Consider the following 17,063-nt stretch of genomic DNA (forward strand, 5'->3'; position numbering starts at 1 on the left):
TATGTCGTTCTTTTTGTCTTCAAGGAATTGATAGTTAGTGATTTATATAGTATTTAAATCACTAATAATTAGTTGTTTGCGACAAATAATCTGTAAACTCCTAGTTTTAGGGAAGAATTTGCGACAAATCGGCGAATTATGAACTTATTTATCGGAATTAGATTTAAAAAAGAAACAGCAAAACGTTTTCAAAAATTTTCAAGAGCACACTTCAAATCACATACTGAAGCGATGGCAACCATGCTTGATTTTTTCTTCTATAATGAAATTTCTCCAAAAGAAAAATTTGGACCTATGGGCAGAACTTTAGAAGCAACCATTTAGAAACGTATTGATGTAGTAGTTATAATTATGAACGATGTAGAAAAGTCGCAAACCAAGCCTACCGTTGCAATGATTGCATCGCTATTTCAAGTACAGGAACCTACAAAAAAAAGCTTGATTTTAGAGAAAAACGGAATCGATAAAAACAAGGAAAAAGAAAATGCAATTTAAAACCTTTAAGGTTTGAGTTATGTATATCACTATCACACCTCAAAAAACAAGAGGTAATTATTTACAAAGTTCAGCTGATTTTGTAAAGCATTTTATACGTTTATTAAAAATTCAATACGCTATCCAAAGCCTCATCAGCATCTCTATGGATAAAATTTGATTGATAATTCAAAGTGGTTTTAAGGTCACTATGTCTATACAGTTTTTGGAGCATTAATGGATGTATTCGGTCACCGGCAATGTTCCCGAAACTATGGCGAGCAATGTGATTAGATAGATTTTTATCAATTTTACATTTAATAGCGATACGCTTCAAATACTTATTAAAAAGTTTAGTAGCATTTCTTGTTTTCTTAAATAAATCCTCATTATTGGATGTTTCCATAGAATTAAGAAAAGGAAAAATATAACCGTTGTTTTGATCTTTAACACTGTTGTATTGCTTTAAAATAACAATTGCTTTTTCAGGTATTTTTAGACTAACTGGCTTATCATTTTTGTGCATTACGTATAAGAGTCTATCGTCTTTAAAATCTGTCCATTTTAGTTTAACGGCATCGGAAATTCTTATTCCTGCAAAATAAAACGCAATGAGCCATACGTTTTTAGTATGCCAAATGGAGGTGTTTGGCTCTAGTTTCAAGATTTCAATCTTTTCAATTTCATTTGAGGTGAGACCAATTTTGTGGCTAGATCCAATACATATTTTTTCTTTTTCTCCTCCGAAGGGATAGTACTTAGAATCAACAATACCAGTTTTAATTGCATTATTGAATAGGGTTCGAATAAAAATAAGTTGGTTTGTAATTGTACGAGTTTTTTGCCCAAGATAGACCAGGCAAAAATCTTTGTATTTATCTAGAAAAGGCTCGTTGATATCTTGAAATTTTAAAGATTTTTTATTTTTAAAATGCGCTACATTATCCATAAATGAATGTTCACCCTTTCGTCCTTTACTTATTCTTTCTTTTCTACGAGCCTTTATTTCTTGAATGCTGACATCTTTTCCGCTGACTTTGTTCAAGTTTAAGAATTCTTCGATGTTGTAAAGAATAGATAGTTCCGATTTTGCTACGGAAAATGTCCCCCTTTCATATTTGTTTTTTATCCTTTCTGAAGCAACTGCGAAGAAAGATTTAGAACCTCCGGCACCTTTTAATTTTTGTTTGACTTGTTTAGTTGTGAGTTTGTTCTTAGAATCAAAATATATATCATTGGCCTCAGTTAGCTTTTTTAGAAGGAAGTTATTTAGCTTCTGTGAATAAGAATGTGATCTTTTTACTCGTCCAGTTATTTTATCCCAATCTTTTTCTAAGACATATTGTCCTGTAAATCTATAGTTAGTTTTGTAATTTTCACTGATTCTTAAAGCCAAGGGAGCAGTACCGTCCTTTCTCTGTTTATTTTTCCGTCGAACAATTTTTATACTAGCCATACTATTATTTATATTTTCACCCTATAAAGATAATCAAAATATAAAAAAGAGGTACAGAATAGGTGCGGAATTATTTGATTTTAAAACATTTTAATTGAGTTCAATTTTTATCAAATAACTAATAATCATAGTGTTGTTGTTGTTTTGATAGGTGTTGGTTTATGATATCTCTAGGCTCATAACCCGAAGGTCACTGGTTCGAGTCCAGTTCCCGCTACTAAGCAAAGAGGAATCAGAAATGATTCCTCTTTTTTGTTTGCACTAAATTTAAAGGGATTAATCCTTAAAAATAATAAAACCAAAATAAATACATATTTTGGCTTTTCTTAATTACTCTTTATAATGTAAAATTATTTTATATCTAAGAATATTCCTCCAGAGAAAGAAGGGCTTGCGGCTATTATTTTACCAGAAAAAGTTGAGTCGAAGCCTAGTGAAATACCTAGTTTTTTAGTAATATAGTAAGCTGTTTCAAAACCAAAACTACTGTATTCAATATCGTTTGCAAAAATACTTCCATTACTATTGGTAGCATTTAATGATCCATTTTTAAAAGATTTTACAACATTTAACCTTGTAATTAGCCAAAGTTTATTGTTTATTAAATTGATTCCTGCTTCTAAGCCAGTCCTAAGCTCATCAGAAAAACCTTCACTTCTATTGTTGTAACCTAAATAAGATTTTAAATAAACAGGTTTGTCTTTATAAGATGTGGAGTAACCTAGAGATGATGATAGAATTTGATTAAATTCTCCATCTCCGTTTTGAAAACTACCATCGCTACCACCATTATTATCACCTGTTGGTAATCCTAATGTTAGTTTTATATCAGCAGCCCAATTTCCTTTCTTGTATAAACCATACCTAATACCTAAATCTACATCTCCAAAAGAATTTACTGTTTCCCCTTGGCTAATAGTTCCTCCTGTAGTACCTGAAATTTGATTATTTTGAGAAGAGCTAGCAAAGAATGGTACGTATGCAATAACATCAAATTTATTACTTAACCCATATTCTGCATAGATACTAGTGTTAAACAAAGTTCTAGTTCTATTAGGGTCTTTAGCTCCTGTATCTGTATAATGCTCATCATACTGTAATTGCCATCCTGCAAGTTTGTAATACCCTTTTCCTTTCCCTTTAGTCCATTGTGCAAAACTAATGTTACTTGCTAATACTATTAAAACGAATGTAATGATATGTTTTTTCATGTTTCTTTTATTTAGTTTCTCCATTTCCTACGTCTACACCAAATGGTTTACACCAATATAATAAATGTGTAAAATCATTAATACCTGTATTTTTTATAATATATGTGTGGGCTCCTTCAAACACAGTAACTTTTTGTATTTCTTTAGCATTTGCTACTGTATTTATATTATTGGTAAAGTATAAGTATAAACCAGGTAGTCTGTCTGATGCCTTGTAGTTTTCGTCAATTGTTAACTCTAAATCATTTGTGTTTGGTATTTCTTTTAAAGTAAAATCACCTCTAAGTTCATAACTGCTTGATGTTTTTAAAGTTCCTGTTTTTTCTTGAGTGGTGTTGCCAATAACAATTACTGTATCTTGGGTTGTAATCGTGTTATTAGAAGAGTTTACTGTTGCTGAAATCACAGCTTCTCCTGGTGCAATTGCGGTTATTAAGCCGGTATTAGAAACTGTTGATACGTTTGTGTTAGAGCTTTGCCAAGTAATAGTAGTATTCTCTGTTTCTCCACTACTGTTTGTGTATGTTGTGGTGTATTGGTGGGTATTGTTTATGTTTAACTCTTCTATTGGGTTATTAATACTTATACGTTCGTCTATAGTTACTACCGCTACTGTATCTTCCGTGCTAATTGTTTTTCCGTCTGCTGTTGTGGTACTTGCTGTAACGGTTGCTGTACCTTCACTAATAGCTGTAATTAAGCCTTCGTTAGAAACCGTAATAATAGAGGGGTTAGAGCTATTCCAAGATACTTTTAAATCTTCTATCTCTCCAAGTTCATTTGTAAAAGTTGAAGTGTATTGGTATGTTTTAGAGATAATTATCTCTTCAATAACATTATCTATTGTTAGTTTTTTATCAACAGCTATAACTTCTATATTGTTTTCGTTTGTAATAATACTTCCACTTTCAGTTGTTACAGAAGCTGTAATTACAGATGTTCCTATGGATAGTGCTGTAAGTAAGCCGGTGTTAGAAACAGATACAATGTTAGCATTGCTGCTGTTCCAATTAATTTGAGGAGTTGTTATTTCTCCTATATTATTAGTGTATTTTGTGTTGTATAGATGCGTATTTTTTATACCAAGTTCTGTAATGGAGTTGTTAAAACTTAATATTTCTGGTTGATTATCTGCGATAATATCATCTTCAATACAGCTATTAAAAATGAGTGAAAGGAATAGAATAAATTGTAAAGATCTCATTATTTTTATTTTAAATTCTGTCGTAGAAAAAAACGAATGTTTACAGTCCTCATTATAATAGTTAACTTTTTCTTAAAAAAAAGTACTTAACAATATGGAAACCCGTATAAAAACTAAAAAATGAAAAATTAAATTTGATATTGAATTAGTGAGGAGTTTAAAAGAAAATTTTCATTTTAAAAAGTAAAAAATGTTTCAAAAGGTTTTGGTCGCAGAAGACATAGATGTTATTAATAGCGGAATTAAAATAGCTTTAGAGGAAATAGGAATAAAAGATATAGATTTTGTTTCGTATTGTGATGATGCGTATTTTAAAATTAAAAGCGCTTATTTAAACAACGCTCCTTACCATCTAATTATTTCTGATTTGTCTTTTAAAAATGATGGAACTCCGCAAGAATTAAAGTCAGGAGAAGAGTTAATACATAAAACTAGGAAAGAATTTTCAGATTTAAAGATTATTGTTTTCTCTGTTGAAGATAAACCTTATAAAATTCAGCACTTGTATAAGAATCTAAAGATAGATGGCTATGTTTGGAAGAATAGAAACGGATTAAAAGAATTAAGGAATGCTATGCATAGAATTTATACTACAAATCAGTTTTATATTTCGCCAGAATTAAATACTACGGTTCATCCAAAGCAAGCTCTAGAGATTACTGATTTTGATGTTTTTTTAATAGCATCACTTTCTATGGGATCACTGCAAGAAGAAATAAGTAAAAGCCTGAGAAAAAAAGGGTGTTTTCCCTCTAGTATAAGTGCTATAGAAAAAAGGTTGAAATTTTTAAAGGAACATTTTAATGCAAGTAATCCAACGCATTTGGTTGCTATTGCTAAAGATTTTGGGTTAGTGTAATTCTTTTTTAAATATAAAACTGCTATTTACGGAAACCCGTAAAATTTATATGTTTTATTGGAATATATTTGAATAGTATTTAGAAAAGAAACTATTGAAAAGGAAAGAGTTCTAATTGAGAGCCTTACGGAAATCCGTGAGGCTTTTTTTAGAAACCTTGTTTTAAAAGTAGTAATCAGGTTTCTCTAAAGATTTTGATTTTTTTAGAAAACCAAAAAATAAATTGAAAGAAAAGTACAGTGGTTTTTTAGATACCATTTTATATATGAGTTTATTACAGCTTCATTTATTATAATTTTTGAGTATTTTAATATTGTTGGGGGACAGTGTTTTCAGTCATTAAGTTATTTTATTTGGAGTTGTTTTTTTTCTATAAGATATTTATACGGCTTTTAAATTTTGAAACTATTGATCTTTATCATAGTTTATATTTAAGTATTTTATTCTCTAAAGGGTATTTTCTGCCTTTCTAATTAGTCATTTTTTTTACTTCAACAAAGTAGCATTATTGATGCTTTTTATTCAAATTATTTGTGCTTTTTTTAGGTTTTAATCAATAGTGAGGTTGTTTAGAAATAAACAATAAAAGCGTGTTGTTTATTCCTGAAAAGTAGATAAATTTGTACTTTATTTTTTAACTAAGAATGGTTATCAAGTTTAAAAACTTGATATTAAAATGGGAATCTAGTTTAATTCTAGAACTGTCCCGCAGCTGTAAGCTCTAAAGTTGAAACCCGAATAGTCACTTTTCGAAAGAATGGGAAGACTGGGTGGAAGGAGTAAGTCAGAAGACCTGCCATTTTTTTAATAATTCATTAAGCTTTCGAGGATTGAAGCTAGAATTAGGAATCTGCATATCTATTATTTAGATACGTAGCACTTCTCTTATTCTATCCTCGTACGCAAAATTTAAGTATGAGGAATTCTTTTTTACATTCTTTTTGGGCTATATTTTTGATTATAGGATGCTGTAATTCAGGTGTTTTACATGCCCAAAAAATAGATTCTACAAAAGCAGTTCAGCTTAAGGAAATCTTTTTAATAACGAATAAAGAGAAGCTTAAAATACATTTTTCTCCAGTTACTGTTCAGACTTTAACGGGGAAAACTTTAAGTCGTTTAAGTAATGCTAGTGTTGCAGATGCTATTCGTTTTTTTAGCGGAGTTCAATTAAAAGATTATGGCGGAATTGGAGGAATAAAAACCATAAATGTGAGAGGAATGGGCTCACAACATACCGGAGTTTTTTATGATGGTGTTCAGCTTGGAAACGCACAAAACGGACAAATAGATTTAGGTAAATATTCTGTGCAAAACATGGAAGCTGTTTCATTGTATCAAGGGCAACGTTCAGATTTAGATCAATCTGCTAAATCGTATGCTTCTTCCAATAGTATTTATTTAAAGTCTAAAACTCCTCAATTTTCAGAAGGAAAAAAGGTGAATACAAATGTCAGTTTAAAAACAGGTTCGTTTGGTTTGGTAAATCCCTCTGCAGATGTAGATTTTAAGATAAATGAGCATTTAAGTGCTCGCCTTAGTACAGAATATCTCAATGCCAACGGAAAGTATAAGTTTAGATATACAAACGGAAGTTATGATACAATAGCAACACGTAATAATGCCGATATCGAATCTTTTAGGGCAGAAGCGTCTTTACATGGTTCGAATGGAATTAAGAATAATTGGAACGTGAAATTATATCACTATGATTCTGAACGTGGTTTACCTGGAGCCATCGTTGCCAATCGTTTTAAGCGTCCGCAACGTTTATGGGATCAAAATAATTTTCTACAAGGAGCATTTACGAAGCATGTAAACGACTCTTACTTTTTTGTGTTAAGAGGTAAATATGCGCATAATTATTCTCGTTACGTAGATCCAGAAATTATAAAAGTGGATGGAGAACTAGATAATAGATATACACAAGAAGAATATTATCTATCGATGGTAAATACGTTTCAGGTTTTACCTTTTTGGAAATTATCCTTGGCAACAGACTTACAAAAGAATACGATGGATGCGAATTTGTACAGATTTTCATATCCTAAAAGAATCACGCTTTTATCAGCTTTAGCTGCTGATTTTAATTTTGATAAAATCCACATTCAAGCAAGTCTTTTAAGTACAACGGTAGATGAAACTGTATTGTATTACGAAGCTGCAGAAGATTTGCAAAAGTACTCACCTACAATTATGATGAATTGGCAACCTTTTAATTCTAATAAATTTAGGATAAGGAGTTTTTATAAAGAAATTTTTAGACAACCCACTTTTAATGATTTGTATTATACGTTTATCGGAAATACTTTTTTAGACCCAGAAGATGCGACTCAGGTAAATTTGGGGTTTTCTTACCAAACGGACTTTAAAAAAACAGCATTTGATGTACAAACAGATGTGTATAAAATTTGGATAGACAACAAAATTGTTGCGATTCCTGGCGCTAATTTATTCCGTTGGTCTATGTTTAATTTAGGCAAAGTAGAAACAACCGGAATAGAAACAAATATAAAATCGAGTGGGAGTCTAGGTGAGAAATTTAAATACACTACAAACTTAAGTTATACGTACCAAGAATCTATAGATGCTACTGCTGACGCTAGTAACTACGGAGATCAAATTCCGTACATACCAGTTCATAGCGGTAGTATAAGTGCTATGATAGATTACAAAAAAATAGAATTTAATTACAGTTTTATTTATACAGGAGAAAGATATAGCCAAAAGGCAAACATCAGTTCTAATTATTTAGATCCGTGGTTTACACACGATTTAAGTTTAGGCAAAACGCTATTATTTAATCGAAAGAAATTAAAGGTTTTAGTAGCAGTAAATAATGTGTTTAATCAACAATATGCGGTAGTAAAAAACTTCCCAATGCCTGGGAGATCCTATCGTTTTACTTTAAATTTTTTATTATGAACAAAAGAAAATTAAGTGTACAGATTGCATCAGCTTTAGCTGTTGTACTTTTTTTCAATGCATGTAGTAGCAATGAGAATTTTGATGACTCCATAACTCCAGAAATTCCTACAGAACCTATAGCTGATTTAAAAGGGTTTTATTTATTGAATGAAGGAAACATGTCTATGAATAAAGCAGCTTTAGATTATATGGATTTTGAAACTGGAATTTACGAAAAAGAAGTTTTTAGGACAGCAAATCCAGAAGAAGTTGGTGGTTTGGGTGATGTTGGAAATGATATGGGAATTTATGGTTCTAAATTATATGTGGTTGTAAATGCGTCTAATAAAGTAGAAGTTTTAGATGTAAATACTCGAAAAAAAATTAAACAAATAAATGTTGATAATTGCAGGTACATAAAGTTTTACAACGGAAAAGCGTATTTAACAACTTACTTAGGTGTTATTGGGGATCCGGACGCTGCAAACGGAAAAATTATGGAAATTGATACTACAAGTCTTAGTGTTACGCGTTCTGTTAATGTAGGTAGGCAGCCCGAAGAATTGGTAATACATAATGATAAAATTTATGTGGCAAATTCAGGAGGTTATAGTCCGCCAAATTATGAATCTACGGTTTCTGTGGTTGATATTGCAAGTTTCGAAGAAACAAAACGAATAGAGGTAGAAATCAATCTTCATCGTATGCAAATTGATAGTGAAGGAGATATTTATGTTTCTTCTAGAGGAGATTATTATGAAACGCCTTCTAAACTTTTTGTAATTGATACAGCCATCGATGAAGTGACAGAATCGTTTGATTTGGCTGTTAGTAATATGACCATTTTTGATGATATTATGTATATCTACAGCACAGAATTTAGTTATGTAACAGGAGAAAACACCATTTCTTATAACAGGTTAGATACAAAAACAGAAACCATTCTTACTGATTCTTTTATTTCAGATGAAGACAAAGATCTTATAAAAATTCCTTATGGAATTACGATAAATCCAGAAACGAAAGACATTCTAATTACAGACGCTAAAGATTATGTAACACCAGGAACACTGTATTGTTTTTCTTCTGAAGGTGCTTTTAAATGGTCTGTAGAAACAGGAGATATTCCTAACAAAGTAGTATTTAACTAGTAATAATTATAACCCAAATATCAAATTTTAAATTAAAAACATGAAGAAAATTATCCAAACTTTAAAACTACGTGTAGCGTTTATTATTCCTTGCTTTTTAGCAATAATGGCAACATCTTGTACATCAGAACTAGACCTTTATAGTGTTTTACCAGAAATTGAATTATCAGAAGAAAGTAATAGTGTAGAAATGTTAATGGGAGAAACAATTAATTTTTCTGCTACAAAAATTAATGAAACAGAATATTTAGAAGAATGGTATTTAGGAGACAGTATTGTTTCTACTTTATCTACCTATGATTTTGTTCCAGAAACTTCTGGAGATTATGTTTTGTCTTACACTGCGTCTAATGATGCAGGAGAATTTACACATGAATATGTTATTTCAGTAGCAGCTGTAATTCGTCCTATTACAGAAGAAAGTAATTTGTATGTTACTACTTTAATTGATTATTTACCTGCTCCAGGGCAAAAAATTAATACTTCAATAGGTACAGAAGAAGGAGCTAAAACTCTAGAAGGTAAAAAAGGAATGGTTACTTTAGGAGCATGGGGAGGTGCTGTTTCTTATACTTTTGATCATACCGTTATAAATACAGAAGATGCTGCTGATATAATGATGTATGGAAATGCATTTTCTGGTTTTGCAGAACCCGGTGTTGTTTGGGTAATGCAAGATGAAAATGCAAATGGAATTGCAGATGATACTTGGTATGAAATTAAAGGTAGTGCAGATGCTTTCGAAGGGACTATAAAAAATTATAGTGTAACTTATTCTAGACCTAACGAAGATTCAGAAGTTGTAACTTGGATAGATAGTGAAGGGGATAATGGTGTGATATCAACAAAATTTTATCCAGAATTTATTACAGAAGATTCTTATACAATTACAGGGACTCTTTTAACAGATGATAATATTGACATGAGTAATCCTAGCTGGATTAAAAGTAACGCTTTTGAATATGGTTATGCAGATAATACTCCAGGAGGCGATAAATTAGATATTTCGGATGCAATAGATAAGGATGGAAATACTGTAAATTTAACAGGAATCGATTTTATTAAAGTTCAAACAGGAATCCTAGAAAATATGGGGTGGTTAGGTGAGCTTTCTACAGAAGTAACAGGAATAGCAGATTTAAACATGTTAAATGATTAAATAGTATATTTTACTAAATAAAGAGGTTGTCTAAAAAAGATTAAATCTTGTCATACTGAACTCGTTTCAGTATTTCAACTTATTGAAGTTCAATCTTCATAAGAATCTGAAATAAATTCAGATTGACAAAAAATATCTTTTTAGACAATCTTTTTTTATTTTATCACTTTTAATGTGTGATGTATATTAGTGAAAAAATAGAGATAAATATCCACAAGCTTACAGCTAATACAATCGGTTTTATTCCTGTTGATTTTAGGTCTTTTATAGAAATTGTAGAACCTACAAGAAACAAGGTTACAACCAAGGTTCTTTTAGAGTAAAAAACAATTTCAGAGGTAATTACTGTAGGAATTAAATGATAACTATTTATAAAAATAGCGACTACAAAAAGTAATATAAAATAAGGAATTGAAATTTTCTCTCCTTTTGTTTTAAATATAAACATAGATAAAATAGCTAAAGGAATTATCCAAAGTGTTCGAGATAGTTTTACAGTTGTAGCAATTCTTAGCGCTTCATCTCCATAACTTAAAGCAGCACCTACAACAGAACTAGTGTCGTGTATGGCAATAGCACACCACATTCCAAATTGTTCTTGAGATAACTGCAAAAAATGTCCTATTGCAGGGAAAACAAACAAGGCTATAGAGTTTAATAAAAAAACAAGACCTAAAGCAACACTTATCGTTTTACTATTTGCTTTAATAACAGGAGAAATGGCTGCAATTGCGCTTCCGCCACAAATAGAAGTTCCAGAGGTAATTAGATGACCTAGTTTTTTATCTAACTTTAATAGTTTTGTAAGCAGTAAACCCAAACTTACTGTTAAAAAAATAGAGAAAAAGGTAAGACTGAATGCTTGCTTACTTGTTGCCAATGTTTCTTTAAGAAGCATTCCAAACCCCAAACCTACTACTGCTACTTTTAAAAGAATATGAATGGCTTTATAGCTTTTAGATTTAAAAGGGTTTTTAAAAATGATGGCAAATACAAAACCAAGTAATAAAGCCGTTGGGCTATTCATTGGGCTAAATAGTGCAAAAACTATAATTAAGAAAAAGATAATTTTAGGGAATGTCGTTTTCATATCGAGATTTATTTATCGATACAAAACTAGGGACTTAGAATAACTATTTAGCAAACTAATTTATTGTTTAAGATAACTAAAAGTTATAGTTGTTTAAAGTGTATTTTTCAAAGTAACTCATTAGGTTAGATTGATACCCTGTTCTAGAAACAAAATAAAACCATCTCTCAATAGATAAGTCTTTTACGTCAATTATTTTAAGCTTGTTATTTGTTAGTTCTTCAGAAATAGCATGAATAGAAATAAAAGCAAAATTATCAGAATTTAAAAGGTAATTTTTAATAGCCTCTGTACTGTTTAGAGTTACCACAGTATTTAGTTTTTTAATGTGGTGTTTGTTTAAATGTTCTACAACTATTTCTTTGGTTCCAGAACCTAGTTCTCGCATAATAAACGGAATTTCTTTTAAGACTTCTAAACTAATAATTCCTTTCTTAAAAGTGTTGTTTTTAGCATTTGTAACTAAAACAATTTCATCTTTCATGAACTTACTAAATTGTAGTTTACGATTGGTGTTTTTACCTTCTATAATTCCGAAATTTAGTGTTTGGTTTAGAATAAGTTCTTCAATATCGTCAGAATTTCCTGCAGTTATTTCAAACTTAGTATTAGGGAATTGTGTTCTAAATTTTGCAATTACTTTTGGCATAATATAATTTGCCAAAGTGGTACTCACACCAAAATTTATTAAATCTGGATGGTTTTCATTTTTATGCAAAAATTGATTTTCCATTTCTGCATAAATTTCTAAAATTTTATTGGTGTAGATTAAAAATGCCTTCCCTTCATTAGTTAATTCTATGGAGTTTCTTTTTCTTAAAAACAAGGTAGTTTTATAGGCTTCTTCTAAATTTCTAATAGACTTAGAAATAGCAGGCTGCGATATAAATAATTGCTCAGCAGCTTTTGTAAAACTTAAATAGGTTGCAACGGTTTTAAAAATAAGAAGTTTTGTATGCATTAACTGTTTAGGTATAAAATAGAATTATAAATAAAATGAATCTATTATTTTATTGATAGCCTAAAGGTACGTGTAATCTTATTTTGATGTATAATTTTATTGTAGTTTTTACAAGTTTGCAAGCTGTAAATTCATTTTTGGGTTTGAATTAAAATAAAAAACTCGATACTAGAAATAGTATCGAGTTTTAAGAATGTGTTAGAATCCTACTCCAAGATCTTCTGGAGCTGCTGATGAGGCTTGTGCTTTTTGAGGACTTAAAATCAGGTAAGTACCTAAAGCTGTTAAAGCTGCATACTTGCCATATTTCCCTATCTTTTCTAAAGCTTCTTTTCTGTCTATTTTATTTTCACTTTTAATATTCATGAGTTTATTATTAAGAGGTTAGTCTATAATTATTTTTTTAGAAACAGATTTTCCATCGGTAGTAACTTTTACTAAGTAAACTCCTTTAGAAAAACTATTTAAATTAATAGGACTGTATTTATCTGTAGATTGGTTTTGATTTAAAATAACTTTACCATTAAGATCAAATAAATCAATTTTTAAAGCTCTTGCATTTGCTCCTTTTATTTGTAAGAAATTATTCTGATTATAAATCTGAACTTTTGTTACATCATCAGAAATTACACTTAATGCTTGTGTAGAGAAATATACGTAAAAACGTCCAAAACCACTAGCATCACTAATTAATGTTAACGTGTAGTTTTCTGTATTGCTTAACTCATATGAGCTACTAGTTTCTTTATCTTCTAAGAAAACCTTCATTCCTTCTGGTAAATTACTATTTAATGCAGAAAAAGTAATTTTTTCATTTGCTTTTCCTTTAAGGTTTAATGAAATTACTTGGTTTTCATAATTGTTATTAGGAATTGCCTGAATGGTATAATCTGTATCTGTAGAGTTGTCTAACAATTTAGTTGTTAAATCAAATTCTGAAGAATTAAAATTGATAATATCTTTACCAGCATCAAAACCTACAGTTGCGTTTTCAGAAAACACAACATCTGTATTTACTTTTAAGTTTCCTTTAGCAACATATAATTTAATATAAGGTGTTGTTGTAGCACTTTTATTAAAAGTATGATCTCCTGTAAGAGCTGTTTTAGTTCCTATTTTTGTGTTGTTAAAAACAACCATTTCATCAGTTCCAGAAGGCTTCATTTTTATAAAAAATCCTTGCCCTGGAGCTAATACTTTAGTTGTAGTAGATTCTGCAGAGTGAGCAACATATTTAGCTTGGCTATTTTCCCAAACATAAACAGCAGGAGCATCTATAGCTAGTTTAGCCATATTATCTTGTACAAAATCTCCAGAACCACCTTTATTAGCAGGGTAATATGCTGTGTAAGGGTTACCAACTGCCACCCATTTTCCGTGTGCAGCATATACGTTTAAAGTATTTGTTTCTAAGGTACCATTAAAATTAAGTGATCCTTCAGTTCCTCTAGAAATAGAGTATCCATTACCTTTATCAAATTCTACAGCAGCACCAATGTTTACATCAAAATATTCCCATTTAGCACCAGTTGCATTTGCATCATTATATTTTGCAATTGCATATTTAGCAGGAGAATCTGAGTTTGTTCTAATATCATTAGCCATATTTAAAGCAAAATCTTTTACTTTTTGTCCTGATACAGGAGGCGTAATAAGGCTCCATTGAGTAGCTAATAAACCACCTCTTACATAGGTAATGTTACCAGTGCTATTTCCTTTTACAATTAAAGTTCCACTATCAGCTGCATCAGAATACACAAATAAACCATTATTTGTAGAATCAAAATTATTTTCAATGGTTAAATCAGCATTTTTATAAATATCTAAATAACCAGTATTTGCAATTTCTACAGAGTTTGCAACTGCACCTTCAGAATCTAAAACTACTTGTTCGCCTGCTTTTATTAAAACATCGTCTCCATTAGTAGGTAAATTTTTACCTTCCCAGTTATTTGTTGTAGACCATTTAGAGTCATCTATATTATCAAAATATTTTTGATCATTATACACCCACATACCTCTACCAAAAGTACCTACATATACGTTACCATTATTTGCACTTACTTCAATATCGCTTATTCTTACGTTTGGTAAACCTGTTCCTAATTTAGCCCAATTAGTAGTTGAGTTATCTGTAAAATAAACACCAATTTCCGTTGCTAAATAAATAGTTTCGTTGGTTTTGTTAGGATCTAATATTATTTTAAATGTAATAATATTTGGCAAATCACCACTTATGTTTGTCCACGTAGTTCCGTTATTTAAACTCTTGTAGACTTTGTTTCCTGCACTATAACTTTTAACTGTTGCATATACTGTATTTGTGTTAGGTACACCATATACACTGTTTATAGTTACTCCGCTTGGGCTTGCTATTGTAGACCAAGTTGCACCGTCATCTACACTTCTTTTTAATGTTGAAACTTCTGCAACTTCACCAATGGCAAATATTCTAACTGAAGCATTGTTAAGAGAAACATCTAAAAATTCTGTATGTGTTAAACCTGTACCAAGTGCAGTCCAATTAGCTCCTCTATCTATAGATTTTTTTACATCTCCGTGTCCTGCATAAATTGTTGCAGCAATAGTAGGGTGTACGTTTATTGGAGAAATAAATGCAGCATTTGTTGCATCTGATGGTAACACTTGTGTTGCACTTGCATAATCATATTCATAACCATCAATCGTTTTATTTAATTGTCCGTTTGTTCCTCCTAAATATCTAATAAGAGGATTTTCAATGTCAATTGCCGTTCCTGTACCATCACCTGCTACAGCAGCAACCCATTGTCTAACTCCATCTTTCAAAACTTTAGAAAAACCATCGTTATCTTGGTTTGCCATCATATAATCATCACCGTTTAAACCGTGAGTAATAGCAATATTATAAGATTGTGTAATAATTAAACCACTAGAAACATCAGGGAAATCTGCATCTGATCCCGGTGAGAAAAGTCCCATTCTAAGTCCTGCATCATTTCCATTAATAATATGAGTATCATCTGTAAATAATAAAAAGTGATGATCTGCATGTACGTGAATTTGACCTGCAGGTAAGTTTGCCGCAGAAGTATATGCATTTAAAACAGGAGAAAAAGTATTTCCATTATCTGTAGATTTCCAACCTTGTACACCACCAACCATTAAGTTGTCTGGGTCTTCTGGTGAAACAGCAATACATTGTATATAACCACTTTGAGAATCAAATGGTGTTGCAGTGCCATTAATAAGTGCTGTAACAGGAGTAGATTTAACAATATCTGCTGTCGTGTCATTAAAATCAAAATTATATTTTCTAAAAACACCATCTTGATTTATTCCATAAAAATAATCGTTATCTGCAGGAGAAGCAGTAATTCTTAATATTTTTGCGCTTTCACCACCTAGAAAAGCTGGATGTACTTTAAAGTTATTTCCACCGTCTGTAGAATAATAAATAGCATCCCAATAATCTGAAACTACAACTTTGTTTGCGTCATTTGGGTCAAAAACCATCGATTGGTATTTGGCAGTGTAAGTAATTTGGTTAGTACCATCACTAGTAACAAACATATTAGACCAAGTTGCACCACTATCTGTAGATTTTCTTATATCAGCATTTGTTAAAGCAAATATAGTAGTGGTAGTTCCAGGAGCAAAGGCTATATCTCTAATGAATTCACTTTCAGATAAAGAAAAAGTAAGTCCGGTTGGCACCCAAGTTTCTCCCGCATCTGTAGATTTAAACAGTCCAATAGAACTAACGTGGCTACTGTCTCTATCTCCCGTTGCCATGTAAATAATATTTGTATTATTTGTGTCTATTAAAATATCGGTAACACCTAAGCCAGATAAATGATCTGTTTTTGAAGCCCAAGTAACTCCTTTATCTGTAGTTTTCCATAATCCACCAGAAGGTGTACCAACATACATGATATTAGCATTGTTTGGGTCTACAGCTACAACATCTACTCTACCAGGTCCTGGATAATCGAAATTATAGTTTTTATTTACTATTGCAGTTGGGCCTATTTGTTCCCAAGCTTTTGTTGTAGAAGAAGTTTTTGCTTTTGTACTTGCATTGTCTACTAATAAGTTTAAATAGTCTTCTTTGTTCACTTGGTTTTTAGGAAATGTACCGTCAGAGTTTACTCTATCTTTCCAGCTCCAAGCCCAACGTTCAAATAATTTTCGGGTTTTCTTTTCTAATCTAGTTTCTGCAGTTTTAGAGTTTTTGCCTTTTTCTATAAACTGTTTTCTAGTTTTAGTTACAATCTCAAAGAAATTACTATTTTCTTTAGTTGCTTCTTGTTTATAGTTTATTGTTTGTGCATTTACCTGAAAGCAACCAATAAAAAATAAAATAAAATATACTTTGTGTACTGTATTTTTCATGTTCTATTTTGTGTTAAAAAAATGTTAATACAAATGTCTACTTTTTTTTAATTTAGAAGTGCACGAGTTGAGTAGATAAAACTACGCATGTACTACGCACTTTGCTATCGTGCTCTTTAGTTAGTGTTTAATTAGAAAATATTTAAGTTATATTTTCTTTTTTACTTTTAGTTCTGGACAAGCAGTATTAATAATTTGGATGTTTTTTGCCCCAGTA

General features: G+C 30.8%; 11 protein-coding genes, 1 pseudogene and 1 riboswitch. Of the genes and pseudogenes, 5 read left to right on the forward strand and 7 right to left on the reverse strand.

Annotated elements, in window-relative coordinates; genetic code table 11:
• Positions 1–138 precede the first annotated feature (138 nt).
• A pseudogene (locus tag WHD08_RS14260) lies at positions 139–495 on the forward strand (BfmA/BtgA family mobilization protein).
• 103 nt (positions 496–598) lie between these two features.
• Here the strand turns inward: WHD08_RS14260 and WHD08_RS14265 are convergent.
• The 3 genes from WHD08_RS14265 to WHD08_RS14275 all read right to left on the reverse strand — a co-directional run bounded on the left by WHD08_RS14265 (position 599) and on the right by WHD08_RS14275 (position 4,345).
• The gene (locus tag WHD08_RS14265; protein ID WP_208890366.1) at positions 599–1,930 is read right to left on the reverse strand and encodes a tyrosine-type recombinase/integrase; all 1,332 of its coding nucleotides are present in this window, start codon (positions 1,928–1,930) and stop codon (positions 599–601) included.
• A gap of 350 nt (positions 1,931–2,280) precedes the next feature.
• A complete protein-coding gene (locus WHD08_RS14270; protein WP_208890365.1) occupies positions 2,281–3,141 on the reverse strand; it encodes a hypothetical protein in 861 nt (286 codons plus the stop codon).
• A 7-nt stretch (positions 3,142–3,148) separates the two neighbouring features.
• Positions 3,149–4,345, reverse strand: coding sequence for an Ig-like domain-containing protein (locus WHD08_RS14275; RefSeq protein ID WP_208890364.1), 1,197 nt, complete (start codon positions 4,343–4,345; stop codon positions 3,149–3,151).
• A gap of 190 nt (positions 4,346–4,535) precedes the next feature.
• Between WHD08_RS14275 and WHD08_RS14280 the strand changes: the two genes are divergently transcribed.
• From WHD08_RS14280 to WHD08_RS14295, 4 genes are all read left to right on the forward strand, one after another.
• Positions 4,536–5,204, forward strand: a complete 669-nt coding sequence (locus WHD08_RS14280; protein WP_208890363.1) for a response regulator transcription factor — start codon at positions 4,536–4,538, stop codon at positions 5,202–5,204.
• 628 nt (positions 5,205–5,832) lie between these two features.
• Positions 5,833–6,019, forward strand: a riboswitch (cobalamin riboswitch).
• A gap of 100 nt (positions 6,020–6,119) precedes the next feature.
• Complete coding sequence (locus tag WHD08_RS14285) at positions 6,120–8,129, forward strand: TonB-dependent receptor (RefSeq protein ID WP_208890362.1); 2,010 nt, start codon at positions 6,120–6,122, stop codon at positions 8,127–8,129.
• Positions 8,126–9,262: a YncE family protein gene (locus tag WHD08_RS14290; protein WP_208890361.1), complete on the forward strand. Its 1,137-nt coding sequence runs from the start codon at positions 8,126–8,128 to the stop codon at positions 9,260–9,262. The genes WHD08_RS14285 and WHD08_RS14290 overlap by 4 nt, the downstream gene beginning before the upstream one ends.
• Positions 9,263–9,302: 40 nt before the next feature.
• Positions 9,303–10,421, forward strand: coding sequence for a hypothetical protein (locus tag WHD08_RS14295; RefSeq protein WP_208890360.1), 1,119 nt, complete (start codon positions 9,303–9,305; stop codon positions 10,419–10,421).
• Between the two features lie 169 nt (positions 10,422–10,590).
• Here WHD08_RS14295 and WHD08_RS14300 read toward each other — a convergent pair whose 3' ends face one another.
• From WHD08_RS14300 to WHD08_RS14315, 4 genes are all read right to left on the reverse strand, one after another.
• Positions 10,591–11,511, reverse strand: coding sequence for a YeiH family protein (locus WHD08_RS14300; protein ID WP_208890359.1), 921 nt, complete (start codon positions 11,509–11,511; stop codon positions 10,591–10,593).
• A 76-nt stretch (positions 11,512–11,587) separates the two neighbouring features.
• Positions 11,588–12,472, reverse strand: a complete 885-nt coding sequence (locus WHD08_RS14305; protein WP_208890358.1) for a LysR family transcriptional regulator — start codon at positions 12,470–12,472, stop codon at positions 11,588–11,590.
• A gap of 198 nt (positions 12,473–12,670) precedes the next feature.
• Positions 12,671–12,838 carry a hypothetical protein gene (locus WHD08_RS14310; protein WP_208890357.1) on the reverse strand — a complete coding sequence of 56 codons (168 nt, stop codon included), beginning with the start codon at positions 12,836–12,838 and terminating at the stop codon, positions 12,671–12,673.
• Between the two features lie 18 nt (positions 12,839–12,856).
• A complete protein-coding gene (locus WHD08_RS14315) occupies positions 12,857–16,846 on the reverse strand; it encodes a T9SS type A sorting domain-containing protein (protein WP_208890356.1) in 3,990 nt (1,329 codons plus the stop codon).
• Between the last annotated feature and the right edge of the window lie 217 nt (positions 16,847–17,063).

The organism is Polaribacter sejongensis (genome assembly GCF_038024065.1).
GTDB lineage: Bacteria > Bacteroidota > Bacteroidia > Flavobacteriales > Flavobacteriaceae > Polaribacter > Polaribacter sejongensis.

What these genes read in the sequence shown, in the direction of transcription:
- WHD08_RS14265 (WP_208890366.1), bottom strand. Translation starts at nt 1,930, where the DNA reads ATGGCTAGTATAAAAATTGTTCGACGGAAAAATAAACAGAGAAAGGAC.
- WHD08_RS14270 (WP_208890365.1), bottom strand. Translation starts at nt 3,141, where the DNA reads ATGAAAAAACATATCATTACATTCGTTTTAATAGTATTAGCAAGTAAC.
- WHD08_RS14275 (WP_208890364.1), bottom strand. Translation starts at nt 4,345, where the DNA reads ATGAGATCTTTACAATTTATTCTATTCCTTTCACTCATTTTTAATAGC.
- WHD08_RS14280 (WP_208890363.1), top strand. Translation starts at nt 4,536, where the DNA reads ATGTTTCAAAAGGTTTTGGTCGCAGAAGACATAGATGTTATTAATAGC.
- WHD08_RS14285 (WP_208890362.1), top strand. Translation starts at nt 6,120, where the DNA reads ATGAGGAATTCTTTTTTACATTCTTTTTGGGCTATATTTTTGATTATA.
- WHD08_RS14290 (WP_208890361.1), top strand. Translation starts at nt 8,126, where the DNA reads ATGAACAAAAGAAAATTAAGTGTACAGATTGCATCAGCTTTAGCTGTT.
- WHD08_RS14295 (WP_208890360.1), top strand. Translation starts at nt 9,303, where the DNA reads ATGAAGAAAATTATCCAAACTTTAAAACTACGTGTAGCGTTTATTATT.
- WHD08_RS14300 (WP_208890359.1), bottom strand. Translation starts at nt 11,511, where the DNA reads ATGAAAACGACATTCCCTAAAATTATCTTTTTCTTAATTATAGTTTTT.
- WHD08_RS14305 (WP_208890358.1), bottom strand. Translation starts at nt 12,472, where the DNA reads ATGCATACAAAACTTCTTATTTTTAAAACCGTTGCAACCTATTTAAGT.
- WHD08_RS14310 (WP_208890357.1), bottom strand. Translation starts at nt 12,838, where the DNA reads ATGAATATTAAAAGTGAAAATAAAATAGACAGAAAAGAAGCTTTAGAA.
- WHD08_RS14315 (WP_208890356.1), bottom strand. Translation starts at nt 16,846, where the DNA reads ATGAAAAATACAGTACACAAAGTATATTTTATTTTATTTTTTATTGGT.